The following is a 24,416-nucleotide window of genomic DNA, read 5'->3' on the forward strand; positions in this document are numbered from 1 at the left end:
TTCCGTATCCATCCCGCCCGAACCGCGGTTCTCATGGTGCCAGAGACCGGGGTCACCGGCGGGGCACCCGGAATTCCCATTCGACGCCCTCGCCGGAGCCCTCGGTGAGCAGTTCCGCCGTGCCGCCAAGCGCCTCGACGCGCCCGACGATCGACCGCGATACCCCCATCCGGCCCTCGGCCGCGGCCTGCGCGAGTCGTCCGCGTTCGATGCCGACGCCGTCGTCGCGCACGCTCACGATCAACTCGTCCCCGGTATCCTCCAGCAGCACATAGGCTTTGGCCTGCGCACCGGCGTGCAGCGCGACATTGGACAGCGCCGTGGCGACCGCGGCGGCCACCTCCGTCGCCGTCGAACGCCCCACCGTGACCGGTTCGCCCGGCGTGGAGACGAAGACGGTCGGTGTGGCGTGCACCGTGAGCAGCGGGCGCAGGTCGACCTCCGCGCCGCCCCCGTCGGCGCGCACCCCCTGTTCGGAGATGAGCACGCGCAACGCCACCTCCTGCTCACCGGCGCGCCGCGCGAGTTCCTCGGTGGCGCCGCCTATTTCGTCGCCGCGCCGTTTGATATAGGACAGCACCTGGAGTACGCCGTCGTGCACTTCGCGGGCGAGGCGTTCGCGCTCCTCGGCGGCGGCGGTCAACCGCACCGCCCGCTGGAGCTGTTCCTGTGCCCGGCGCGCGGTATTGGCGGCCAGTCCGAGCGCCAGCCCGACCGAGACCAGCACGGGCATGGTGGCGTCGGCCCACACGTCCTGGCCCCACTGTCCGCGCACGGTGATGATGACCGCCGAGATGAGCACGCCGGAGGCGACGCCGAGTACCGGCCCGCGCAGGATCGACGCGGAGATCACCGCATTGGCCGCCCACATCGTGGTCGGCAGGGTTTGATGGCCGTGGTACCAGTCGTAGTCGGCGACCAGTCGCGTGGCGCCGACGAGCCCGAGCACCACGATGTGGTCACCGATCACCACCCAGGTTCGTACCCGGTTCACGTTCGCGACGTACCAGTGCGAGAGCAGCAGCGCCGACGCACCCGACCACACCGCCATCAACGCGATGAAAACCCAGCTCAGCCGCTGATTCTGGTAGTAGGGCACCGAGGCGACCTGCTGACCGATCGCATAGAGCAGGGTGACAAGGCGGAATGCCTGCACCGCCCGCCACAACGGGGCGGTCGCGGCGTCGGCGGGGCTGAGCTCAGTGGTTCGGGTCGCCGTCATCGGCGGCCTGTTCCGCTCCGTCGGACTTGTGCAGCATCACGCTCTCGTGGCGCAGCGTGGCCGCGACGTCGAATCGATCCGGTTCCGGCCACCTGTCCGGTTCCGCCGAGTACATCCGGCCGGGCTCGCCGGTGCGCAACTCCTCGAACGCCTCCTCGGGATTGTCCGCGAGCAGCGACCGGATGGCGGTGTTCATCACCGCGACGAACGGCACCGCGAGCAGACCGCCCGCGATTCCGCCCACCACGACACCCGCGGTGATCGCCAACACCACGGCCAGCGGGTGGATGCTCACCGCGCGACCGAGCAGCAACGGTTGCAGCACATGGCTTTCCAGCTGCATCACCGCGATGATGATGCCGAGCACGATCAGCGCCGTCACCGGCCCCTTGGTCACCAGGGCGATGAATACGGCGATGAACCCGGCCAGGAACGCGCCGATGATCGGGATGAACGCGCTGATGAACACCAGCGAGGCCAGCGGCAGCGCCAGCGGCACGCCGAGGATCGCCAGACCCGCGCCGATGCCGATGGCGTCGACCGCGGCCACCGCGACCGTGGCACGCACGAATCCCACCAGCGTCCCGAAACCCAACTGGCCGGCCAGGCGCACCCGTTCGCGATGCGGCGTCGGCACGATGCGGGTCGTGAAGTGCCAGATCTGATCGCCGCTGTAGAGAAAGAAGATGAGGATGAACAGGGTCAGGAACGCGCCGGTGAGAATGTGCCCGATCGCCGTCGCGGTGGTGAGCGCCCCGCTGGTGACGGTGTCCTGATTGGACTGGATCATCCGCACGATCGTGTCCCCCGCGCTGCGGATCTGCTCGTTGCTCATATGCGCCGGACCGTTGATGAGCCAGTCCTGGATCTTGTGGATGCTTTGGGTGATCTCGTCGGACAGCTGCGGCATGCCCGCCACGAACTGTTCGATGACGAAGGTCATGATGCCCGCGACCAGACCGAGCGAACCGACCAGCGCGACGAAAACCCCCACCCACCGCGGCACCCCGAGCCGCTGCATCCAATCCACCAGCGGCGCCAGCAGTCCGGCCGCGAGCAACGCGATGGCCAGCGGGATCACCACCGTCGCAAGCCGCTGCACCACCATGGACACCACATAGAACGCGGCGAAGATCACCAGCAGCCGCCACGACCATGCCGCCGACTGCCGCACCAGCGGATGCACGGCCTCGGCCGCGTTGGCGGTCGGCGCGAATTTCTGCTTCTGCTCGCTCACCTCAGCGAGCCTAACCGCCTCACCCGCCCACCGGCCCCGCTCGCGATCCGTGAGCTGTCTGGCTGTGGTATCCGCCGAGACCGCGAGCCCTTCGGCAAATAACCTGATCCACCCGTCCCAGTCACCCGTCGTGCTGACCGCCAGAAGCCTGTCGTAGTACTCGGCGCGCCTGGCCTCGAACCATGGTGACACTGTCAGCGTGGGTTCCGACAGGATTTCGGACCGGTGCAGTTGCAGAACGATCAGCCCGGTCGCTTGTCTCGGCGAGCCTGATCGTCAGGGTGGCGGAGTTCGCGCACTCGCTCCGCATCGTGAAGCGCCGCCACCATGCCCGCGAGGGCGAAACGCTAGATTGGTGCTCGTGTCAGCGCCTCTGGAAGCGGTCAAACAGACCATGGGAACGCGCTGGCCGCTGTACTTGACGTCGATGCTGTTGGCCAATGCCTTCGGCGCGGTGCTGGTTTGGGCGTTCATCCAGTATGGGCTCCCCGTTCCGGAAGGGGAGGCGGCCGGCGCGCGCAGCGTCGGGTTGTTCGTCCCGGCCCTGGTGTTCATCGCGGGCGGGCTGTTGAGTCTGGCCGCGTCGGCATTGATGCTGCGCCCGGTCATGCGGTGGCAGGTGCGCGGCGGGCCGCCGAGCCGCCAGGAACAGATGGCGGCGTTGCACGCGCCGTTGCGGCAGGCGATCGTGCACCTGGTGCTGTGGCTGATCGGCGGCGCGGTGCTGGCCGCGCTCATCATCTCGGGCACCCCGGAACTCGCGGGCGCGGTGATCGTCACCGAATGCATGGCCGCCACCATCGTGTTCGGCTTCACCTACATGCTGGGCGAACGCATCCTGCGCCCGGTCGCCGCCGAGGCGCTGACCGCGGGCACCTTCGACCACACCCTCACCCCGGGGGTCGGCACCCGTATGGCCATGACCTGGGGCATGGGCACCTTCGCCCCGACCATCGCCATCGTGCTGCTGTGTGTAACCCAGATCACCTCGGATGTGAAGTTCTCGGCGCAGTCGCTGGCCATCTCGATCCTGCTGCTGTCGGGTGTGGTGATCATGCAGGCGCTCGCGCTGTCCATGCTCACCGGTTCGAGCATCTCCGATCCGGTGCGCCAGCTCAGTGAGGCCATCGACCGGGTGCAGGGCGGCGCGCGCGACGTGCAGGTCGAGGTGTTCGACGGCAGTGAGATCGGACTCCTCCAGGTCGGTTTCAACCGCATGATGGAAGAGGCGGCCAAACGTCGCCAGTTGCAGGAATTGTTCGGTCAGCACGTGGGTGAGGAAGTCGCGCAGCGCGCACTCGACTACGGCACCGAACTGGGCGGTGAGACCCGATTCGTGGCGGTGCTGTTCGTGGATATGGTCGGCTCGACGGCGACGGCGGCCGAACGCCCGCCGACCGAGGTGGTCAGCCTGCTCAACGAATTCTTCCGCATCGTGGTCGACGTCATCGACCGCCATCATGGGTTCGTCAACAAATTCGTCGGCGATGCCGCGCTCGCCATCTTCGGCGCCCCCCTCGACCGTCCCGACGCGCCCACCGCCGCATTGGCCGCGGCCCGTGAACTGCGCGAGGCGCTGCGGGAAGTTCCCGGCCTAGATATCGGCATCGGAGTTTCCGCGGGACTCGCCGTCGCCGGGAATATCGGCGCCGCGAACCGATTCGAATATACGGTGATCGGCGATCCGGTGAACGAGGCGTCGCGCCTGACCGAACTCGCCAAGGACCGGCCCGGACGGGTGCTGGCCTCGGGGAGTGCGCTGTACTTCGCCGATGAGAGTGAGCAGGAATTGTGGATATCCGGCGACGAGGTTCAACTGCGCGGCCGCCGTCGGAAGACCCGTTTGGCGTGGCCGAAGGACGGCGGAGGGCGGGACTTGGATGCAGACGGCGAATCGCTGGGTTCGTTAGGCTGACCGCGTGACGGCCCAGGGTGATGCGAGGGGCGAGCCCGCGCAGAAGACGTCGGGTCGCCGCGGTCGTTTCCGCTGGGTGAAATGGCTGCTCGGATTCGCGTTGGTGGCCCTGCTCATCGGCGAAGGCGTCTATCTGTGGCCGAGTCTGCACGAATCCTGGCAGAAGCTCACGGAAATCCACTGGGGTTGGCTGGCGCTCTGTATTTGGCTCCAGGCATTGTCCATGAGCGGATTCGGGCGGGTGCAGAAACAATTGCTGCACGCGGGCGGCGTCGATGTGACGCAACGGAAGTCGGTGGCGGTGGTCTACGGCGCCACGGCGATGTCGGTGACCTTGCCCGCCGGTCAGGTGTTCTCGACCGCGTTCACCTATAGGCAGACCCGGCGCTGGGGCGCGAGCCCGATCGTGGCGTCCTGGCAGTTGGTGATCTCGGGCGTCATCGCCACCGCCGGACTGGCGCTGCTCGGTGTCGGCGGCGCGCTGCTGGTCGGTAATCGGATCGGTCCGTTCAAACTCGCCTTCACGCTGGCGGGGGTCGCCGCGCTCATCTGGGCGGGCAACTACATCTCGCGCAATCCCGGTTCGCTGGAGTCGGTGCTGCGGCGCATGCTCGCCCTGGTGAACCGGATACGCAAGCGTCCGGCCGACCGCGGAATGCACAAGGTCGCCGACATTCTGAGCCAGCTCGAATCGGTGGACTTGGGTAGGCGCGACGGCGTCCTGGTCGGATTCTGGGCGCTGGTGCACCGTTTCAGCGATGTCGCTTGTCTGGGCGCGGCCTGTTACGCGGTCGGCGCGGAACCCAAACTGTCCGGTCTGCTGTTGGCCTTCGCCGCGGGCAAGGCGGTGGGTTCGATCCCGTTCGCGCCCGGCGGCATCGTCTACGTCGACGCGACCCTGATCTACGGCCTCACCGCGGCGGCCGGTCTGCCCGCGGCGCAAGCGGTCGCGGTGGCCTTCGTCTATCGCCTGGTCAGCTTCATCATGATCGCGATCATCGGCTGGATCGTGTTCGCCTTCCTGTTCCGCACCCCGCAGGCCGATGACGCCGCCTTCGAGAAGGAGTTCGAGGAACGCCGCATCTAGAGGACGCCGCATCTAGAGGAACGCCCGCATCCAGCGGCCGCCGCGGTCGAGGAAGCGCGGTTCCGAATACGGACCGCGAGGGGCCGCCGTGGCGCTCCGTACCAATCGGCGGACCCGATTACGCTGACCGTGTGAAGAAAGCAGCCCCCTTCGGGGTCGATCTGGCGTTGGTGATCCTGTTCGCCGCGATCGGCCGCGGCTCGCACGGCGAGGCGGTGGTCAGCGGCCTACTGGAGACGGTGTGGCCGTTCGCCGTCGGGCTCGTGCTCGGCTGGGCGATCGCTTTCGCGGTGTGGCTACGGTTCGTGCCGGAGACACACCGCCGCTCGGACTTCGACGCGCGCCGGGCGTGGCCGACGGGCGTGGTGATCTGGCTCACCACCGTTGGCTGCGGAATGATGTTGCGGGCGATCACCGGTCAGGGCGTGGCGGCGAGCTTCGTCGTGGTCGCCACGATAGTGCTGGCGCTGTTCCTGCTCGGCTGGCGCGCGGCGATGGCGGCGCTGCCCCGCAATATCAGTCGTTGACCCCGATGCGACGGGCGAATGCGCGAAGCGGAACCCGGCGGTCGTGGTCGAGCAGTTCCGACACCACGTGACGCGGCAGCGTCTGATACTTCATCCAGTCCGAACCGCCGACGCGCTCGGCGGTCAGCAGCGCGTCCAGCGCCCGCTGGTATTGACCGGTGCGCGCCCACGCCACCGCGGTGTCGGCGAGGTGGCGGGCACGGGACGCCTGCGGCAGCCCCACGTTCACCGGCATCTCCTTGGCCGCGGCAAGTGCCTCCGTATAGCGTTCGGAGGAGACGTTGACATCGACGGTCTGCATGACGACCTGCGACGGACCGAAGTACGTCTCGTAGTCCTGCCGGTCGACGCCTACGCGCAGGGCGACCTCGCTCGCCGCCTCGATCAGCGACAGCGCCTCCGGCACGTTCTGCGCTCGGCCCGCGGCCGTCGCGCCTTGGAGGACAAGTGATCCGTAGGCGGACAGATGCGCCTGGGACTCCTCGCCCGCGGGCTCCAGATCCGACGCGGCGCGTAAAGCGACCTTGCGGGATTCGTCGTAGCGTCCCTGGACGAGCAGTTGCCAGGCCACCGAGCCCTGAATCGTGGCGCGCAGCAGCGGATCGTTGCCGTGTTCGGCGGCGCCGAGCGCCTGACGGATCGCCAGAAAGGCCGGATCGGTCTGGCCGAGATGCACGAGGGTGCAGCCGGTCACCCAGTACATGCGGGCCAGCAGTTCGTTGGCCGGGGCGACCGAACCGTTGCGCGCGGCGTGCACCGTGGCGCGCAACTGGGTCAACCCGGTGGGCAGGATCGTGGTGAGCAGTTCGTAGCGGCCCGTCCAGTACGCGCCCCACGCGTAATCGACCGCGCGGCTGCCCGCGTCGAGGCTGACGGCCTGCTCCTCGGGAACCTCGCCGAGCAGATCGTCGACCGGGGTGAGCGCGCGGCGGATCGCGACGATACCCGCGTCGGGATTGCTGGAAGGTATCCCGTGACGCTTGCCGACCAGATCCGAGATGTCGACATCAAGTGCGCGCGCGATCTTCTGGAGGCTCGCGATCGACGCGGTCTGACGTCCGCCCTGCTCGAGCTTGCGCACGAGGTCAACGCTCACACCGGCCTGATCCGCGAGCTGGCGCTGGGTCAGCGCTTTGCCACGGAAGTGCCGGATTCGCACACCAATCGACGTATCGTCCATGTACCCAAGTCCTTTGTTACATCTGGGTTTCAGAGTACGACGCTAAGCGATCCCGGTCACCCGAAGTGGGACAACTCGTACGACTAGTTCATCGCCAGTTGGAATACCGTTGCCTTTCTGCAACTTTGAGAATGCAAAGGGCGGCGGCAATGACAACAATGCCGAATACCATCGTGCAGGCTCCTCGCGCCGATCGCGCGAACGAGCCGGGGACACATTCCGATCGACGGGCGGCTACGACCCGCGACGCCGACGGACTGCACGACTTGCTACTACCGTCGCAGATCAGCAGCGACCTGTCCGGCGAATACGGTGAGGGGTGAGTGTCGTGTTCGAACGCTGTCACACACCCCACGACATCGCGCACCTGCTGCGACATCGGTACGGACTTCCGGTGCAACTGCTCGCCGGGCGTCCGATGATCGTCACCGGCTCTATCCTCGGCGCCGTCGTCATGCCCCCGGAACTGGGGCGCAAGGTGCTCGGCACCCTCGACCGGAGCTATACCGCGCCGGTGGTGGCCGATCCCGGCGAACGCACCTGGACCTTCCTGGTCGCGCCGCCGAGCCCGGCCACGCCCGTCGAGGTTCCCGTCCGGCGCTATCTGGCCGGACATCAGGTCACGGTGGTTCCCGGCGGACGTCAAGTCCTGTTGCCGACCACCGATTCGCCACTCGGATGGCATTGGGCGGGCGAACCCGCCCCCGGCGTGCTGCGCATGCCGCCGCGATCGGCCGTGATCGGCGCCGTTCACCAGGTGACCGGCCGTCGCGCACCCGTCCAGTAGACCGCCTGGCGGTTCCGGCCCCCACCCGGACAGACGGGTGGGGGTCGGTGGGGTAGTTATCGTGGGCCGTCGGGGGGTTTCTACTCATGTCCAGGGACGGCGTCGCGTCGATCATGGTGCCATGACGACCTCCATCGACCCGGCGCTGATCACACGGCTCTCGGGTGAGTTCACCGCGCTGGGTACCAAGATGGGCGTACTCGGCCGCGACCTTGACCTGCTCCGCCTCCAACTCCTCGCCGACCTCGACGCTCCGGCACCGGACGTGCCCGCGGTCCCGTCCGGTGCGAAACATCCTGCGGCGCAATCGACACGGGTCGCGCCCGATTCGGCCTCGAGTGACGCCGTACCGCCATCGCATGCTTCGCCCGCGGCCGGGCCGAGTCCGGCCGACGAAGCCGCGGGTGCGGACGCCCGCGGCGGCGAGCGGCCCGCGGCGTCGAATGTGCCCTATGGCGCGGGTGTCGGGGCGCCGAATCCCGCTGTGCCGCAGGTTCCTCCGGGTGGCGCCCCGCAACCCGGCGCGGTGTGGCCGGGTGCGCCCGCGCCCGGTACGGCTGTGCCGGGCGCGCCGGGGTGGGCGGGTGCGCCCGGCCCCGGGATGCCGTATGCGCGAGGTGGTGCGGCACCGCCGCTGTCGGGTGGTGCGGTACCGCCGCGGTGGGGTGTACCCGCCGGTGGCTGGCCGCCGGCGGTGCCGCCGGTGCCGCCGCGGCAGGTCGTGGAGCGGACCCCTTGGTGGCAGCGGGAGGGGGTGATCAGCCGTGTCCTCGCGGTTGCCGGCGTTGGCGTCACGCTGATCGGCGTCGTGATGCTGCTCGTGCTCGCGGCGCAGGCCGGATTCTTCGGGCCGGTGCCGAGAGTCGTCGCGGGCGCGGTGTTCTCGGCCGCACTGGTCGGTGCGGGGATGCGGACTTTCGGTCGCGACGGCGGCCGGGTCGGGGCGATCGCATTGGCGGCCACCGGTATCGCGGGGGCGTATCTGGATGTCGTCGCGGTCACCGCGGTCTATCACTGGCTGTATCCGGCGCTGGGCCTCGCGGTGGCGTTCGGTGTGGCGGCGGGCGGCGTCGCGCTGTCGATGCGCTGGCAGTCGCAGCCCTTGGCGGTGCTCGTGGTCGCGGGCGCGGCCGCGCTCACACCCGCTGTCGGAGACGGACTCGTGTTGCTCGGATTCCTGATCGTGCTCCAATTGGCCTGCCTGCCGGTGCAATTGGTGCGTGACTGGCCGGTCCTGCACGTCGTGCGCACATTGCCCGCGGCACTGGCCACGTTGGCGCTCACCGCGCTGGCGCTGATCGACCGCCCCGAGGACGACAAGATATACCAACTGCTGGCCGCGGCCATCGCCATCGCGGTGATCGGACTCGTCGGCACCGTGCTCGTGGTGCGGCGGCGCGCGGGCGATATCACCGCCACCGTGTCGCTGGCAATGGCCGTGACACCGCTGCTTGTGGTGCCGGTACTGTTCGACCGCACGGCGGTCGCGCTCATCGCGGGCGGCGCCGCGGCGGCGCTGCTCGCGGTGGGCGCGCCCTACCTGCTCCCCAAATCGCGTGCGGCGCTGCGAATTCCGGGACACACGGCGGCGGTGTCGGCGGTCGCCGGCTCCTTCGCGCTGCTGGAGGTCTGTTTCGGCGTGACCGACACGCAGACCGCGCCCATCGCGCTGCTGCTGGTCGCCATCGGCTATCTGGCCGTTGCCGGACAGCGGCGTTCGCGGGTCGCGGCGATTATCGGCACGGTATTCGCTCTGCTCGGCGGGCTCGGCTTCTTCATCGACGCCACACCGAAAACCCTTGCCGTGCAACAGCTCGCGCAGGATCGACTCGACATCTCCACTGTTCTCGCGGCCATCGTGCTGCTGGCGACCGTCGCGGTGGCGGTCTGGGGTCTGCGGACCCTGCCGACCATGTCCGCGGGCACCTCGGAGGAATCACTGCTGTGGATCGCGGCGAGCGTCGCCGGGCTCTACGCGGTGACCGCGGCGACCGTCTCGCTCGGTGTGGTGTCGGGCGCGGCGGACGGATTCGTGGTCGGGCACAGCGCCGCGACCATTCTGTGGATGGCGGCGGCCACCGGCGCGCTGTTCTACGGTCTGCGCAATCTGTCCCGCTCGCCCGCGGTGGCCAAGGTCGCGCTCGGATCGGGCCTGCTGGTGACCGCCGCGGCACTGGCCAAACTGTTCCTGTTCGATCTGGCCACCCTGGACGGATTGGTCCGCGTGGCCGCCTTCCTCGTCGTCGGCGTCCTGCTGCTGGTGGCGGGCACCCGCTACGCCCGTGCCTTCGCCGAAGCAGGCTCCATTACTCGTGATCGCGGCGACGAAGGAGTTCGTTGACGCTGACCGTGCGGCCGTCACCACCGCTGTGCCGGCCCTCGTCGCCGCTATCGGCGATGCGCCGCCGTGAGGACCGCAGTTCGGCCATCCAGTCCTCGATGCTGCTGCGGTTCTCTTCGGGTGTTTCCTCGGCCGCGGGGCCGTGCGCGGCGTGATGGGCGGGCCGGTGATCGGCGTCCGGGGTCCGCGCGGCGATATCCGCCGCGCGCGGCTGCGGAACCTCGGTGGGCCGCGGGGCGGGGACCGCGGGCGGCGCGCTGCGCGACAGATCGGAGTTCCCGATCGGCCGCAGGATCGCCTCGGCGCCGCGCGACACCGCGGGCGCGGGTTCGGTCGGCGGTAGTTCGGGTTCGATTGGCGGCCGGGGCGGTTCGCCCTTGTCGGGGCGGTTCGTCTCCGGCGCGGACACCGTCGGCGGCACCGCGCGCGCTCGCGTGGGATCGGCGGGCGCGGACGTCGAGGTGGTTCGCGGCCTGGTCGTGTCAGGCGGGGTCGGCCGCTGTTGTGGCGCGGCCTTGCCGGGAGCCGACTTCTTCGGTCCGGAACCGGGACGGCCCGCCCGCGCGCCGCGTCCGAGTGCGCCGATCCGCGCGGTGGGTGCCTCGGCCTCGATCTCCTCGACGGTGCGCGGTCGACGCGGCGAGTTACGCAGCTTCGCACCGTCGACGGCGGGCATCTGCATGGTGACCGGATCGGTGATCGGCGTGGTCTTGACCAGGTCGACCAATTCGCCGCCGCCGGGACGCTCGTTGTCGAGGGTGACCTCGCCGAGTCCGACCCTCTCCTGTATCCGTTTCATCCACGCGGGCGCCCACCAGCAGTCGTCGCCGAGCAGTTTCATCGTGGCGGGCACGAGCAGCATGCGCAGAATGGTCGCGTCGATGAAGAGCGCCGCGATAAGGCCGTAGGCGATGTACTGCATCATCACCAGATCGGAGAAGGCGAACGCGCCGACGACGACGAGCAGGATGAGCGCGGCGGCGGTGATGATGCGACCGGTCTGCGCGGTGCCGATGCGCACCGCCTCGGTGGTGGAGGCGCCCTGCGAACGGGCCTCGACCATGCGCGAGAGCAGGAACACCTCGTAGTCGGTGGACAGACCGTAGATCACCGCGATGATCAGCACCAGCACCGGCGACATGATCGGCTGCGGTGTGAAGTTCAGCAGGCGCGCGCCGTGACCGTCGACGAAGATCCAGGTCAGGATGCCGAGGGTGGAGCCGAGTCCGAGCGCGCTCATCAGCGCGGCCTTGATGGGCAGCACCAGCGAGCCGAAGGTCAGGAACATCAGCACCGTGGTGACGAACAGGACCAGGGCGATCATCAACGGCATGCGGTCGAGCAGCGCGTCGATACTGTCCATCTGGATCGTCGGCTGTCCGCCGACATACATCTGCACGCCCTCGGGAATCTCGAGCGAGCGCAGATAGTCGATCGTCGGTTCGGCGTACTCCGAATCCTCCAGCGTGGCGCTGGTGCGGTAGACGGTCTGATCGGTATTCGACCGGCTCGGCACCTCGAAGTCGCCGGTGAGCCCCGGCGCCTCGTTGGCTTCCTTCCACAGTTTGCCGACCGCCGCGGAGTCGTCGGAGACGAAGACCAACTGCACCGGGTCGGTCTTCTTCAGCGGGAAGATCTGGTAGAACTCCTCGAGCGCGGTGCGCGTCGGATTGTCCGGTGGCAGATAGCGTTCGTTGATTCCGCCGAAGGCCAGGTTCTTCACCGGGATGATCAACAGCAGCAGCAGTACGCAGATCGGCACCGCGATCTTCAGCGGATGCTTCATGACCCACTGGGTGCTGCGCCCCCAGATGCCGTTCTCGATGTCCTCGGCGGTTTTGGTCTTGCGGAAGCGCTTGAGACCCAGCGCGTCCACGCGCGGGCCGAGCACGCCGAGCGCCGCGGGCAGGATGGTGATGGAGGTGAGCGCGGCCAGCGAGACGGTGGCGATGGTGCCGAAGGCGACCGATTTCAGGAAGCCCTGCGGGAACAACAGAATGCCGCCGAGACTGGCGATGATCATGGTCGCGGAGAACATGACGGTGCGGCCCGCGGTCATGACCGTGCGCCGCACGGCCGCGGCGGTGTCGTACCCCTCGGCGACCTCCTCGCGGAATCGGCTCACGATGAACAGGCCGTAGTCGATCGCCAGACCGAGGCCGATCATCGAGACGACGCCGCCGACAAAGGAGTTCACCTCGGTGAATCTCGTCAGGAACATGACGATGCCGTTGGCGCCGACGATGGTGAGCCCGCCGATCAGCAGCGGCAGCGCGGCCGCGACGACACCGCCGAAGATGAAGAACAGCAGCACGGCCACGGCCGGGATGGCCAGCATCTCCATGCGCTTGGAATCACTGGCGATGGTGTCGTTCAGCGTGCCCGACACCGCTTGCAGACCCGTGACCTGCACATCCACGTCCGCGATGTAGAAGGCGTCCTTGACCTTGCGGTAGTTGCGCACCATATCGGTGTCGTTGTCGCCGACGATCGCCAGCGAGGCGAAGGTGTACTTCTTGTCCTTGGAGCCGAAGGTCAGCGGCACGCCGGGACCGGTCTCGGTCTGCCAGTACGCGCCGTTGACCCGGGATATCTCGTTCGGATGGTCCTTGGGCAGCGCGTTGAGGCTGTCGACGACCTTCTGCCGGAACTGCGGATCGTCGATGGTCTTACCCTCGGGCGCGGTGTAGAGCACGATCACGTCGCTGTTGTGATCGCGTCCGAAGGCCGCGTCGGCGATCTGCGCGGCTCGCGAGGATTCCGAGGTGGGGTCGTCCCATCCGCTGGAGCTGAGATGGTCTTCGAGCCCGAACCCGTACCCGCCGAGCCCGAGTAGCGCCGCCACGACCACGCCGAGGACGGCGAAGCGCAGCCGGTAGACCAGATCGCCCCAGCGTGTGAACACTAAGCGACTCCTTGAGCGGGGCGAGAGGTGAGCAGTGCCGACAGCGGCCGGAACGGCTGAAGCCAGGCACCCTCGTCGGGCAGCGAGTCGAGGCTGACCCGGGGCAGTGGTTCGCGGAACACACCCGGGATGTCCTCGAGATCGATGAATTCGAGGGTATCGGATGTGACCGCCCAACTCGCGTGCTCGCGGAAGCCCAATACCTGTACGGGCACGCCGTGCGCGGCGAGCGTCTCTAGCGGTTCGCGGAATGCCTGACCGTCGGCCGAGGCGACCATGATCCCGGCCAGACCGGCGCCGCGGCTGCGTAACTCGATGTGGGCGAGCATGTCGGCGTCGACGTCGGAGTCGTCATCGATCTTGGGTTTGGCGAATACGGCGTAGCCGACGTTGCGCAGTGCTTCCACCCACGGCCGCACCACGTCGGCGGTGCCGGGCGCGATATTGGTGAAGACGGTGGCCTCCGGCTCCACCCGGCCGCTGCTGCCCGCCGACAGTTCCGCGGTGCGGGCGAGCAGCCAGCGACCGAGCGCGTCGAAGCGAGGGCGGTAGGCGGCGGTGGGACGGCCGCCGAGGATGGCGCCGAGTCCCATGTCGAGGTTGGGGGCGTCCCAGACGAGCAGCACCCTGCGCACGTCCGGGGTCGAGCCGCCGAGGGTGTCGACGACCTCGTGGGTCATCTCCCCGACGCTCATGATTCAGCCTCGCGCTCGCTCATCATTTGATCTTGCCCCATATGAACTCCGTGATGGCGCTTCCGGCGCGATGTGCCTTGCCTTCGAATTTCGTGACGGGGCGTTCGAAGCCGATCGGCGCGTCCGCGCCGGGCGCGCCGCCCGCACCGCCGGTGGCCTCGTTCAACCCGATCAGGCGCGGTTGCGCGGCGCCGACTTCGGCGATGTGCCCGGCGTACCCGGCGTGGTCGGTCGCGACGTGCAGCACACCGCCCGTGATCAGCCGGTCGGCGATCAGCGCGAAGGTGGCGGGCTGCAACAGCCGCCGTTTGTGGTGGCGCGACTTGGGCCACGGGTCCGGGAAGAACACGCGCACGCCGGTCAGCGAGTCCGGGGCGATCATGTGCTCGAGTACGTCGACGGCGTCGCCGCGCAACAGCCGGATATTGCCGATGCCGTCGCGTTCGATCCGCTGGACCAGCTGGGCGAGTCCCGGTTGGTACACCTCGATGCCGATGAGGTCGACGTGCGGTTCGGCCTGCGCCATGGCGGCGGTCGCGGTGCCGGTTCCGCAGCCGATCTCGATGACCAGCGGCGCCCGGCGCCCGAACCAGGCTTCGGCGTCGAGCGGTTCGTCGCCCACTTCGCGGCCGATGCTCGGCCACATCCGCTCCCAGGACTGGCGCTGATTGGGCGTCAGCGCGCCGCGACGGGAGCGGAAGCTGGTGACTCGCGGGTAGAGGCGCGAGCCGGTCGGGGATCGCCGGCCTGCTTCGAGCGGCGCCGTTGCTGTGGACGGCGGGCCCGGAACCGACTCGGCAGTGTGGTTGGCGGCGTCGTTCACGGCGTCCATTGTCCAGCATCGGGTGATCAGCCCGGCACTCGAACCCCCGGGGCGGGGGCGCAGGCGCGGTCGAGCGGGGGAATTCCTGTGTCGGTCGGTGTCATCAAGCTGCGCGTTCCCGGGGCAGCGGCGTCGGCGGCGCGCTCTCGCGGCGCAGCGGCCGCCCGAGTACCACCTTGGCCGTCGTGGCCGCCATGTCGAGCAGGCCGCGCAGTCCGGCCCGCGAGGCCAGCACCGACCACACCGTGACATCGCCGTCGGCCGTGTCCGGCGCGCCCGACACCCGGTCGGCCAGCCACGCGAGGCTGATCGGGGTGGCGAGCACGAGCATGGAGAAGTGCTCGCTGAGCCGGTCGCGCACATAGGTGACCCGCGCACCGCCCTCGCGGTAGCGGGTCACCTGACCGTCCACTACGTCCATGTGGATGATCTGGTCGCGAATCGGCTGCACGACCAGCAGCGGACACTTCGGTGTCGCGTGCCCGAGGCGCAGGTCGTCGAAGATGGCCTGGAATTCGGGTCCGGCGATGACCTCGGCGATGGTGCGTTCGGACAGGAAGTCGTCGACGTGTTTGCCCGCAAGCGACAGGATCGCCCACAGCGGGCTCGACCGCTCGGCGTGCGCGACGAAACGGCGGCCCGCGGGCGACAATTCCTCGCGCACCACCGCGCCGAGTGCGGGATAGAGCCTGCACAGCGCCGCGATCACGATGGCGGGCAGTCCGGCGAAGCCGGTGCCGTTGAGCCGTTCGAAGACCTGCCCAGGATCGCCGACGGGCGCGCCGAGCACCGCGCCCGCGATATTCAGTTCCGGGGCGTAGGTCGGCGCCATCTCGACAACCCAGGAACTGGCCATGCCGCCGCCGGAGTATCCCCAGACCCCGATGGGGGTGTCGGCGCGCAGGCCGAGCGGGGCGAAGGCGAGTGCGGCGCGCAGACCGTCGAGCACCCGGTAGCCGGGTTCGCGGGGCGCCCCGAAATTGCCGTGCGGACCCTCGTGGTCGGCGATCGAGACCGCCCAGCCGCGGCGCAGCGCGTTCGCCACGAGCAGCCACTCGAACTGGGTGACCGCGCCGATGGCGCGTGATCCGAGACGCAGCGCGTAGGACGGCGAGCAGCGTTCGGCGACCGCGTCCATGGCCGTCTGGAAGGCGAGCAGCGGCCGGTCGGCGGTGGGGTCGATGTCCTGCGGCAGCAGCACCGTGGTGATCGCGACCTCGGGCGTGCCGTGCAGATCGCAGCTGCGGTAGAGCAACTGCCAGGCCGATACCCGCTGCGGTACGAGGCCGAACAGCCCGATATCCACGCGGCGGGTGCGCAGGATCGTGCCCGGCGGCTTCTTCGCGAATCCGCGCGGCGGCCGGTGGAACGGGTCGGCGCTCGGCAGCGGCGGCGTCCCCGCGGGTGTATCGGTGAGTACGCCGACATTCTCGACGCTCATGGCGACCTCCTCGAGCCCGGCCGGGTCCACATTTCGTGGCCGACCCCCCCGCTCGAAAAGCGAAGTTGCGCACCGACACTGGTGCCGACCTGGAATGAGGGTAGGTGACGGGGATATATCTGTGAACCCCGGTTATAGGGGAAATCGCTGCCACTAGACTGCCCGCATGAGCTCACCGACGGTTTTCGTCACCGGTGCGGCGGCCGGTATCGGTCGGGCCACTGCACTCCTTTTCGCTGCCCAGGGCTATCACGTCGGGGCATACGACATCGATGAGGTAGGGCTGACGCGGCTGTCCGCCGACATCACCGCGGCCGGTGGCACGGTCCACACCGGGGTCCTGGATGTGACCAATGCCACACACTGGTCGGAGCGGCTGGCCGACTTCCACGCCGCCGCCGGACGCCTCGACATCCTGGTCAACAACGCGGGCATCCTGCGCGCGGGCGCCTTCGAGGACATCGACCTGCCCGCGCACCGCGCGATCGTCGAGGTCAATCTGCTCGGCGTGCTCACCGGGACACACGAGGCATTCCGGTACCTGCGCGACACACCGGGCGCGCAGGTGGTGAACCTGTGCTCCGCCTCGGCCATCTACGGTCAGCCCGAACTCGCCACTTACGGCGCCACCAAGTCGGCGGTCGCCAGCCTCACCGAGGCGCTCGACCTGGAGTGGGAGCGCCACGACATCCGAGTGCTCGCGGTATGGCCGCTGTTCGTCGCCACCGGCATGGTCGAGGGGGTCGACACCGCCTCGACCCGCGCGCTCGGCGTCCACCTCGGCGCCGACGATGTCGCACAGGGCATCTGGGAGGTCACCCGGCGGCGACCGCGCCTGCACCGGGTGCACTACGAGATCGGCGCGCGCACCAAGGCGCTGGCCCTCGCCGCCAAATTCGCGCCCGGATGGGCGGTGCGCACGGTCAACAAGTACGTCAGCGGAAGCGGTCCCGCCGCGCGCTGATTCGGCGTTCGCCGTCGTCGCGTACCCGTCGGCGCTTCTGACAGAATCGCAGCGACAAGGGGGTGTAGCCATGCCGACGACCACCGAATTCAACGGCCGGATGCGCGAGCGCGGTGTGCCGACACGGGAACGGGATCAACTGGATCGGCTGCTTGGTGATCTGCGGGACGCGGCGGGGTCGGGCAATCAGATCGGCTACCACGCGAGTGTCGCGGTCAACGCGTGGCGCAGGCCGCCGCGCATCCAGGTCACGGGCCGGGCGCACACCGGCCGGACCACGGTGCTGCACGCGCTGGCGCTGATGTCGGCGGCGGAGACCGGTCCGGTGGACGAACCGGGGTCGCCCGATCCCGAACTCGACGCCGATATCGTCGTCTACGTCCTGTCCGGCGCGCCGCTGCCCGCGGACCGCCGGGTGCTCGCCGGGCTCGAACCCGCGCGCACGGTGGTCGTGCTGAACAAGGCCGACGCCATCGGGTCGCGCTGGGGTGACGCGGTGGTCGCGGCCGACCAGTACACCCGGGAGCTGGGCATTCTCACCCTTCCCGTGGTCGCGTCGCTGGCCGTGCGCACCCGCGCGGGCACGGTGACCGAGGACGACCTGGCCACCCTGCGCCGACTCGCCGACACCGCCGATCCGTCGCTGACCCTGTCACCCGACCTGTTCGTCTCACCCGCGGCGGGCGGCGATGCGGCCGAACGCGAAGCCCTGCTCGGCCGTTGGGACCTCTACGGCATCACCTGCGCGATGGCCGCGTTGCGCGCCGATCCCGGACTCGGCCCGCACGCCGTCCTGCAAGTCATGCACGCGGTCAGCGGCATCGACGCGGTGCACCGCCTGCTGCACCGGCGCTATGAACAGGTCACGGCGTTGCGCGGCGGTGAATTGCTCGACGAACTGGCCCGGCTCGCCGCGCGGACCCTGCCCGCCCACGGCCGCGGCCGCGACGTGCTGGAGAACTATCTCCACGGTGACGACGCCATGTGGCTCGGACTCTGCGCGGGACTGGCCGATCCGGCCGTCGCGCATCTGGCCGCGGGCTATCCCGCGCCCGCGCCCGCCGACGCCGACGACGCCTTGCAGCGCGCGGTCCGCTGGCGCGCGGTGGTGGCGGGCGATATGCCGCCGCGAGCGCGCCGCGCCGCGCTGCGCGTACACAACGGCTACGTCAGATTGTGGGAGCGGATGAGCAGTGCCGGACTTTGATCCGCCGGAGGCCGATGCGCAGGCCGGATCGGGACGGGTCACGTCGGAGTCGGCAGGCCCGGAGCCCGCGACCGCGTGCGCGGACGAACTACCCGCCGAGGTCGCGGCCGTTGTCGCGCGCTGGAATCCGCAGGGCGCGGCGCTGTTACGGGCCGCGCGGAATCCCGGCGCCGCGGCCACGGTCGCGCTGGTCGGCCCCGACGACGCCAATACGACGCTGCTGCGCACCGAATTGGCCCGTTTCGAACCCCGCGTCGATCTCACCGAACCGCTCGGCGCGCTCGAAACGGCACGCGAGGCGCACCCGGCCGGTGCGTATCCGGCGGCGGTCGCGCTGGTCCTGGTGGACGCGGGCAGTGTGCTCGGCGGGGATGGCCTGCGATTGCTGCACCGGCTGCGCGCGGACGGCGTCCGGGTCTTGCCTGCCATGAACGGCATACACGCCTATGCCGACTGGCGTGCGATCCGCGAGCGCAATCTGCGTCTGCTCGCCGATCGCGACCTGGGCGAACTCGATATCGTGCCGGTGTCGGCGCGATTGTCGGCGGCCGCCCGCGCGAGCGGTGACGCGGCCCTGCTCGACCGGTCGGGACTCGGCGCTCTGCACGCCGCGCTGATCGCGGCCACCGCGGCCGAATTCGACGGCCCCCGGCTGACCGCCCTGACCCGACGCGTGCTCGTGGAGACCCGCGAGCGCGTCGCGGCACAGGTGGGGACCCTGCGTTCGGGCGCGGATATCGCGCGCCGCAGGCAGGAACGCGCGAGCCTGCTCGCCGCGCGCGACGGCGGTCGCGCGACCGCCATGTCGACGCTGCGCGGTCAATTGCATCTGGCCCGCGTGGATCTCATGACCGAGGTCGGCGGGCGGGTGCGGGCACTGCACGTGGCGGCGCGCGCGGAACTGGACCGGCTCGCGCCCGCCGACTTCGATGACTATCCGCGGCGGTTGCAGGCGGCGGTGACGGAGTTGGCGGCGGTGGTGGACGCCGATATCGACCGCCGCTTCGCCGAACTCACCGATCGGCTCGTCGAGACCGATGTCGGCGAGCTGTCCGCGCCGCATCGCAGGCGCGATCCGGCGCCGCGGGTCGGCCCGGAACCCGAGCCGCGGCACAGGGGTGTCGAAGATCACCTTATGATCGCGCTCGGCGCTTCGGCGGGTGTCGGACTCGGGCGGCTGCTGGTTTCGCCACTGGCCCTGCTACCCGCTCTTGACGTCGCCAGCATCCCGGTGACGCTGCTGCTGGGCGCGCTCGTCGCATGGTGGGTGGTGCGGGCCCGCAGACAGGTCGCCGACCGCGCGCACGTGCGCCAATGGGTGTCCGAAGCGCTGGTGAACGTAAAGGCCCAGCTGGAACAGCGGGTGGCCACGGCCCTGGTGGAGGCGGAGACCGAATGGGCAGACCGGGTGGTACGAACTAGCGCGCTCAAGATCATCGATACCGACCGCAGGGTGGCAGAATTGGAGGCGGGTATCCGGCGAGCAGCGGCCGAGCAACCGGCCCAGCTGGCCGCCTGTGAGCGGGATATCGCCACGATCGATCGGATGATCTAATTTGTTGGATCGGTAACTGAATGGGTATCCGATAAGTACCCGATTCCGTACTGGTCGTCACACCGCGTTAACCTCTTAGCAGGAACCTGGGCGTCCGCTTCGTCCTTGTACGCCGTCCAGCCGGGGCGCGTTTTCGACTGGTCGTAGCGGGTGCCTTCCCGCCAACGGTGGCGCTGATGTGTTCGCGCTGGTCATGGGCCTCGGGCCAGGCGGCGAAGCATCGACGTACCGCCAATCTCAGGAGAGTTTTCATGACCTCAGCGACCATTCCTGGTCTTCGTGGATCCGACGGTAAAGCGCCGACCGAGCATAGCGAACTGCTCACCTGGGTACAGGAAGTCGCAGAACTCACTCAGCCTGAGCGAGTCGTCTGGGCGGACGGTTCCGAAGAGGAATGGGAGCGGCTGACCACCCAACTGGTCGAGGCGGGCACGTTCAAGCGCCTTGACCAGAAGAAGAAGCCGAACTCCTTCTTAGCCCTCTCCGATCCTTCCGATGTGGCGCGGGTCGAGTCGCGCACCTACATCTGTTCCAAGACCGAGGCCGACGCGGGCCCGACGAACAACTGGGTCGATCCCGACGAGATGCGCGCGACCATGACCGAGCTGTACCGCGGTTCGATGAAGGGCCGCACCATGTACGTGGTGCCCTTCTGCATGGGCCCGCTCGGCGCGGAGGACCCGAAACTCGGCGTGGAGATCACCGACTCCGAATACGTGGTCGTGTCGATGAAGGTGATGACCCGCATGGGCGCCGCCGCGCTGGAGAAGCTCGGCGCCGACCGCCCGTTCGTGAAGGCGCTGCACTCGGTCGGCGCGCCGCTGGCCGAAGGCCAGGCCGACGTGCCGTGGCCGTGCAACGACGCCAAGTACATCACCCACTTCCCGGAGGATCGCGAGATCTGGTCCTACGGTTCGGGCTACGGCGGCAACGCGCTGCTCGGCAAGAAGTGCTACTCGCTGCGCATCGCCTCGGCCATGGCCCACGACGAGGGCTGGCTGGCCGAGCACATGCTCATTCTCAAGCTGATCTCCCCGGAGAACAAGGCGTACTACATCGCCGCGGCCTTCCCGAGCGCCTGCGGCAAGACCAACCTCGCGATGATCCAGCCGACGGTTCCCGGCTGGCGCGCGGAGACCCTTGGCGACGACATCGCCTGGATGCGTTTCGGCAAGGACGGCCGCCTGTACGCGGTGAATCCCGAGTACGGCTTCTTCGGCGTCGCCCCCGGCACCAACCGCAGCTCCAACCCGAACGCCATGGCCACGATGGACGCGGGCAATACCGTCTACACCAACGTCGCGCTCACCGACGACAACGACGTGTGGTGGGAGGGCATGGAAGGCGAGCCCGATCACCTGATCGACTGGAAGGGCAACGACTGGTACCTGCGGGAGACCGAGACGCTGGCCGCCCACCCGAACTCGCGCTACTGCACCCCGATGTCGCAGTGCCCGATTCTGGCTCCCGAGTGGGACGACCCGCAGGGTGTGCCGATCTCGGCCATCCTGTTCGGCGGTCGCCGCAAGACCACCGTGCCGCTGGTGACCGAATCCTTCGACTGGCAGCACGGCGTGTTCATGGGCGCGACGCTGTCCTCCGAGCAGACCGCCGCCGCGGAGGGCAAGGTCGGCACCGTGCGCCGCGACCCGATGGCCATGATCCCGTTCATGGGCTACCACGTGGGCGACTACCTCAACCACTGGATCAACGTGGGCAAGAACGCCGACGCGACCAAGCTGCCGAAGATCTTCTACGTCAACTGGTTCCGCCGTGGCGCGGACGGCCGGTTCCTGTGGCCCGGATTCGGTGAGAACTCCCGTGTGCTTGAGTGGATCGTCGGCCGTATCGAAGGCGCCGCGGAGGCCGAGTCCACCGCGATCGGCAATGTGCCCACCGCGGCCCAGCTGGATCTGGAGGGTCTCGACGTCGACGCGGCCGACGTCGACGAGGCGCTCGCGGTGAACGCGGAGGAATGGCGCAAGGAGATCCCGCTCATCGAGGAGTGGTTCGAATTCGTCGGCGACAAACTGCCTTCCGGTATCCGCGACGAGTTCGAGGCGATGAAGCAGCGCCTGGCCTGATCGAAATTCGTACACGACCGCCCGCGCTCCGTAGAGCGCGGGCGGTTTCGTTTTCCGTACGGGCGAATCCGCCGATCGGTCGCCCATCTCCGGGTGAGGGGGTCCCCAGTGCGATGTCCGCGCGCCGTAATCTGTTCGGAGAACGACCTATTCGGAGAACGGAGCCAGGCGTACTGCCTGGTCGAAGCCCGCGCGCAACAGTAGCGCCATGCGACCGCGCGGTACCGCCTTCGCCTCCTCCCCGAAAGCGGTCCGCAGATGTCGTCCGAGACCGTGCCGGGGATGGCGGACGAGCAGATCGGCCAGCCAGGTCGGGTCGATATCGCCGATGCGCGCGCCGAGCACGTCGACGCTCGCGCCCGCGGAGACGAAACCGCCCGGATCGTTCAGATCGGCCGCGACGCCAGGGGTGATGTGGGCGGCGATGGCCGCGCCCACCGCGTCCGCGCGTTCGGCCGCCGCGCCATCGGCGAGTGCGAAGGCGACCGCCCGTTCCGCCCCGACCACCGCGAAACACCTTCCCGGAGTGGGATGTTCGAGTGCGAGATCGTGGAGCAGGCACGCGACGTAGACCAGCTCGTCGTCGTATCGGGCGCGGTCGAGTTCGGCCAGCACTCGACCGAAGTAGTAGGTGCGATAGGAATGTTCGAGCAGATGAACCGAAAGCGATTCGCGCGCATGCTCTTCGGCCGACCGAGCCAAGGCCGAGTCGGGCAGGCGCAGTCCTTCGAATTCCAGTCGACCCCGCGGGCCGCGCCCCGCCGCCCGGCGTATCCGCGTCGCCACCAAACCGGGGATCTCGCGCGCGAGCGCGAGCGTCAGCTTACGGCGCTGCTCACCCGAGAGCGTCCCGCCGGTCCGCGTGGCCCACTCCCAATCCGTACCCGCTGGAACAACCACTCTCGACTCCTCTGCTCGGCGGTCATTCCAGTCAAGCGCGGGCGGCGGTGCGGAAGCGAGTGGCGTGAATGACTCTTATGCTCGGATTTCCGCCATTCGCCGCGCGGTCACGTGACGGACTCTTCCCGGAACCCGGGGGTGCAGCGGAATCCGGTGGCCGTGTCACGTGCGCGAGATGAGCCGTCGAGCGCATTCCGGGCCGTGTCACACTGGCCGGGTGAAGCAAGTGGTCGCGCTGGCGATGGACGGGGTCATGACCTACGACCTGGCCTGCGCGGTGCAGGCGTTCCGGCACGGGCCCGGCAAGACCGGGGAGCCGGCGGGCTTCGCCATGCGGACCTGCGGAATCCGGTCGGGGACGGTGTGGACGCCCAATGGGTTCGAACTGCGGGTCGATTGCGGACTCGAGGCACTGGACACGGCCGATATCGTCGTGGTGCCCGGAATCGGGCTGCCGTCACTGCCGACGCCGCCGGAGGCGCTCGACGCACTGCGCGCGGCGGCGCGACGCGGGGCGACGATGGTGAGCATCTGCGTTGGCGCGTTCGTCCTCGCCCAGGCCGGTCTGCTGGACGGCAGGCCCGCGACGACGCACTGGGCCTACTGCGACGAATTCGCGGCCGCGTTCCCCGCGGTGAAACTCGATCCGACCGCGCTCTACGTCGATGACGGCGATGTGCTGACCTCCGCCGGTCTGTCGGCATCGCTGGATCTGTGTCTGCATGTGGTGCGGCGCGAACTCGGCGCGGGTCACGCCGCGGAACTGGCCCGCTGGAATGTGACCTCGCCGCATCGCGAGGGCGGACAGGCGCAGTTCATCCCGGTTGCCATGGGCCGCAACGGATCTCCCGGCGACCTCGCCGCCACCTTGGCGGCGGTCGCGGCCGATCCCGCCGCGGTGCCGGATGTTTCGGCATTGGCGGCGCGGGCGCTGATGAGCGAGCGCACGCTCATCCGCCGGTTCCGTAACGAGATCGGCACGACGCCGCGGCGCTGGCTGGAGGCGCAGCGCACCGCGCGGGCGCGAGAGTTGCTCGAGACCACCGAACTTCCGGTGGAGACGGTCGCCGAACGGGCCGGCTTCGGCAGTGTGACGGCGCTGCGGTCGCATCTACGCGCCGCGACCGGTTCCACACCGGCCGGATACCGCCGATCGCTGCGACGCTGACCGGCCGTGGGCGGCGTCGGAATCTGCACACGGCCATTTCATGCCGAGTGCACATGGCATTAAGGAGCTGTCCACTAAGCTTGACCGCACTCGCTCAGCCACCGGCTGAATTGCTTCCCCCTATCGGCACCGCGGGCCCAGCGCCTGCGACGGGATCGACACGTGAGAGGTGGTTGGAGCATGACCGATCTGGAGTTCGATGGCGCGGGCGTGCCCGCGGTGACGGCGATGGAACTGGCCACCGTGAGCACACCGCTCAACCGGGCGGCGGGCCGATTGCAGTCGGTCCTGCCGCCCGGATGGCGGGTCGAGGTCGCGGTGGAGCCGTCGGAGCCCGACGGCCGCGTTCAGCCGATCTTGCGCCTGGTCCTGCCGTGA

At 69.0% G+C, this 24,416-nt stretch carries 20 protein-coding genes; 12 read left to right on the forward strand and 8 right to left on the reverse strand.

The features are described from left to right. Window positions 1-52: 52 nt before the first annotated feature. Together macS and APZ21_RS22995 are read right to left on the reverse strand one after the other, a co-directional pair. A complete protein-coding gene (gene macS, locus APZ21_RS22990) occupies window positions 53-1,222 on the reverse strand; it encodes a MacS family sensor histidine kinase (protein ID WP_054815387.1) in 1,170 nt (389 codons plus the stop codon). Further along, on the reverse strand, window positions 1,200-2,408 hold the full coding sequence (locus APZ21_RS22995) for an AI-2E family transporter (RefSeq protein ID WP_082393393.1): 1,209 nt from the start codon (window positions 2,406-2,408) through the stop codon (window positions 1,200-1,202). Before APZ21_RS22995 ends, macS begins: the two co-directional genes overlap by 23 nt. Window positions 2,409-2,853: 445 nt before the next feature. On the opposite strand from APZ21_RS22995, the gene APZ21_RS23000 reads away from it, so the two are divergent. The 3 genes from APZ21_RS23000 to APZ21_RS23010 all read left to right on the forward strand — a co-directional run bounded on the left by APZ21_RS23000 (window position 2,854) and on the right by APZ21_RS23010 (window position 5,988). Further along, complete coding sequence (locus APZ21_RS23000) at window positions 2,854-4,374, forward strand: adenylate/guanylate cyclase domain-containing protein (protein WP_174553609.1); 1,521 nt, start codon at window positions 2,854-2,856, stop codon at window positions 4,372-4,374. A 4-nt stretch (window positions 4,375-4,378) separates the two neighbouring features. Then, the gene (locus APZ21_RS23005) at window positions 4,379-5,461 is read left to right on the forward strand and encodes a lysylphosphatidylglycerol synthase transmembrane domain-containing protein (protein ID WP_054815389.1); all 1,083 of its coding nucleotides are present in this window, start codon (window positions 4,379-4,381) and stop codon (window positions 5,459-5,461) included. 131 nt (window positions 5,462-5,592) lie between these two features. Continuing rightward, window positions 5,593-5,988, forward strand: coding sequence for a DUF3054 domain-containing protein (locus APZ21_RS23010; RefSeq protein ID WP_054815390.1), 396 nt, complete (start codon window positions 5,593-5,595; stop codon window positions 5,986-5,988). On the opposite strand, the gene APZ21_RS23015 is transcribed toward APZ21_RS23010, so the two are convergent. Further along, window positions 5,978-7,168, reverse strand: a complete 1,191-nt coding sequence (locus tag APZ21_RS23015) for a helix-turn-helix domain-containing protein (protein WP_054815391.1) — start codon at window positions 7,166-7,168, stop codon at window positions 5,978-5,980. The two genes, APZ21_RS23010 and APZ21_RS23015, sit on opposite strands and share 11 nt — an antisense overlap. A gap of 158 nt (window positions 7,169-7,326) precedes the next feature. On the opposite strand from APZ21_RS23015, the gene APZ21_RS34325 reads away from it, so the two are divergent. The 3 genes from APZ21_RS34325 (at window position 7,327) to APZ21_RS23025 (ending at window position 10,296) form a co-directional block, all read left to right on the forward strand. Then, window positions 7,327-7,491 (forward strand): hypothetical protein, encoded by a 165-nt coding sequence (locus tag APZ21_RS34325; RefSeq protein ID WP_156371271.1) that lies wholly within the window; start codon window positions 7,327-7,329, stop codon window positions 7,489-7,491. Then, window positions 7,488-7,955 (forward strand): hypothetical protein, encoded by a 468-nt coding sequence (locus APZ21_RS23020; protein ID WP_054815392.1) that lies wholly within the window; start codon window positions 7,488-7,490, stop codon window positions 7,953-7,955. The genes APZ21_RS34325 and APZ21_RS23020 overlap by 4 nt, the downstream gene beginning before the upstream one ends. A gap of 121 nt (window positions 7,956-8,076) precedes the next feature. Beyond that, complete coding sequence (locus APZ21_RS23025; protein ID WP_239476775.1) at window positions 8,077-10,296, forward strand: DUF2339 domain-containing protein; 2,220 nt, start codon at window positions 8,077-8,079, stop codon at window positions 10,294-10,296. Here the strand turns inward: APZ21_RS23025 and APZ21_RS23030 are convergent. The 4 genes from APZ21_RS23030 to APZ21_RS23045 all read right to left on the reverse strand — a co-directional run bounded on the left by APZ21_RS23030 (window position 10,262) and on the right by APZ21_RS23045 (window position 16,160). After that, the gene (locus APZ21_RS23030) at window positions 10,262-13,201 is read right to left on the reverse strand and encodes an MMPL family transporter (protein ID WP_054815393.1); all 2,940 of its coding nucleotides are present in this window, start codon (window positions 13,199-13,201) and stop codon (window positions 10,262-10,264) included. The genes APZ21_RS23025 and APZ21_RS23030 overlap by 35 nt on opposite strands. Next, window positions 13,201-13,896, reverse strand: a complete 696-nt coding sequence (locus APZ21_RS23035; RefSeq protein WP_156371272.1) for an NYN domain-containing protein — start codon at window positions 13,894-13,896, stop codon at window positions 13,201-13,203. The genes APZ21_RS23030 and APZ21_RS23035 overlap by 1 nt, the downstream gene beginning before the upstream one ends. Before the next feature lie 22 nt (window positions 13,897-13,918). Next, complete coding sequence (gene trmB / locus APZ21_RS23040; RefSeq protein WP_054815395.1) at window positions 13,919-14,728, reverse strand: tRNA (guanosine(46)-N7)-methyltransferase TrmB; 810 nt, start codon at window positions 14,726-14,728, stop codon at window positions 13,919-13,921. 94 nt (window positions 14,729-14,822) lie between these two features. Continuing rightward, entirely contained in the window at window positions 14,823-16,160 is a 1,338-nt protein-coding gene (locus APZ21_RS23045) for a lipase family protein (RefSeq protein WP_054815450.1), read from the reverse strand. 166 nt (window positions 16,161-16,326) lie between these two features. Between APZ21_RS23045 and APZ21_RS23050 the strand changes: the two genes are divergently transcribed. From APZ21_RS23050 to APZ21_RS23065, 4 genes are all read left to right on the forward strand, one after another. Next, window positions 16,327-17,124, forward strand: coding sequence for an SDR family oxidoreductase (locus tag APZ21_RS23050; RefSeq protein ID WP_054815396.1), 798 nt, complete (start codon window positions 16,327-16,329; stop codon window positions 17,122-17,124). Between the two features lie 70 nt (window positions 17,125-17,194). Beyond that, window positions 17,195-18,331 carry a hypothetical protein gene (locus APZ21_RS23055; RefSeq protein WP_054815397.1) on the forward strand — a complete coding sequence of 379 codons (1,137 nt, stop codon included), beginning with the start codon at window positions 17,195-17,197 and terminating at the stop codon, window positions 18,329-18,331. Next, window positions 18,318-19,886, forward strand: a complete 1,569-nt coding sequence (locus APZ21_RS23060; RefSeq protein ID WP_054815398.1) for a hypothetical protein — start codon at window positions 18,318-18,320, stop codon at window positions 19,884-19,886. Before APZ21_RS23055 ends, APZ21_RS23060 begins: the two co-directional genes overlap by 14 nt. A 251-nt stretch (window positions 19,887-20,137) precedes the next feature. Continuing rightward, complete coding sequence (locus tag APZ21_RS23065; RefSeq protein WP_054815399.1) at window positions 20,138-21,970, forward strand: phosphoenolpyruvate carboxykinase (GTP); 1,833 nt, start codon at window positions 20,138-20,140, stop codon at window positions 21,968-21,970. 147 nt (window positions 21,971-22,117) lie between these two features. On the opposite strand, the gene APZ21_RS23070 is transcribed toward APZ21_RS23065, so the two are convergent. Then, complete coding sequence (locus APZ21_RS23070) at window positions 22,118-22,870, reverse strand: HD domain-containing protein (protein ID WP_054815400.1); 753 nt, start codon at window positions 22,868-22,870, stop codon at window positions 22,118-22,120. Between the two features lie 175 nt (window positions 22,871-23,045). On the opposite strand from APZ21_RS23070, the gene APZ21_RS23075 reads away from it, so the two are divergent. Further along, a complete protein-coding gene (locus tag APZ21_RS23075; RefSeq protein WP_054815451.1) occupies window positions 23,046-24,038 on the forward strand; it encodes a GlxA family transcriptional regulator in 993 nt (330 codons plus the stop codon). A gap of 180 nt (window positions 24,039-24,218) precedes the next feature. Continuing rightward, the gene (locus tag APZ21_RS23080) at window positions 24,219-24,416 is read left to right on the forward strand and encodes a hypothetical protein (protein ID WP_054815401.1); all 198 of its coding nucleotides are present in this window, start codon (window positions 24,219-24,221) and stop codon (window positions 24,414-24,416) included.

The sequence above is a fragment of the Nocardia arizonensis genome, assembly GCF_001310275.1.
Lineage (GTDB): Bacteria > Actinomycetota > Actinomycetes > Mycobacteriales > Mycobacteriaceae > Nocardia > Nocardia arizonensis.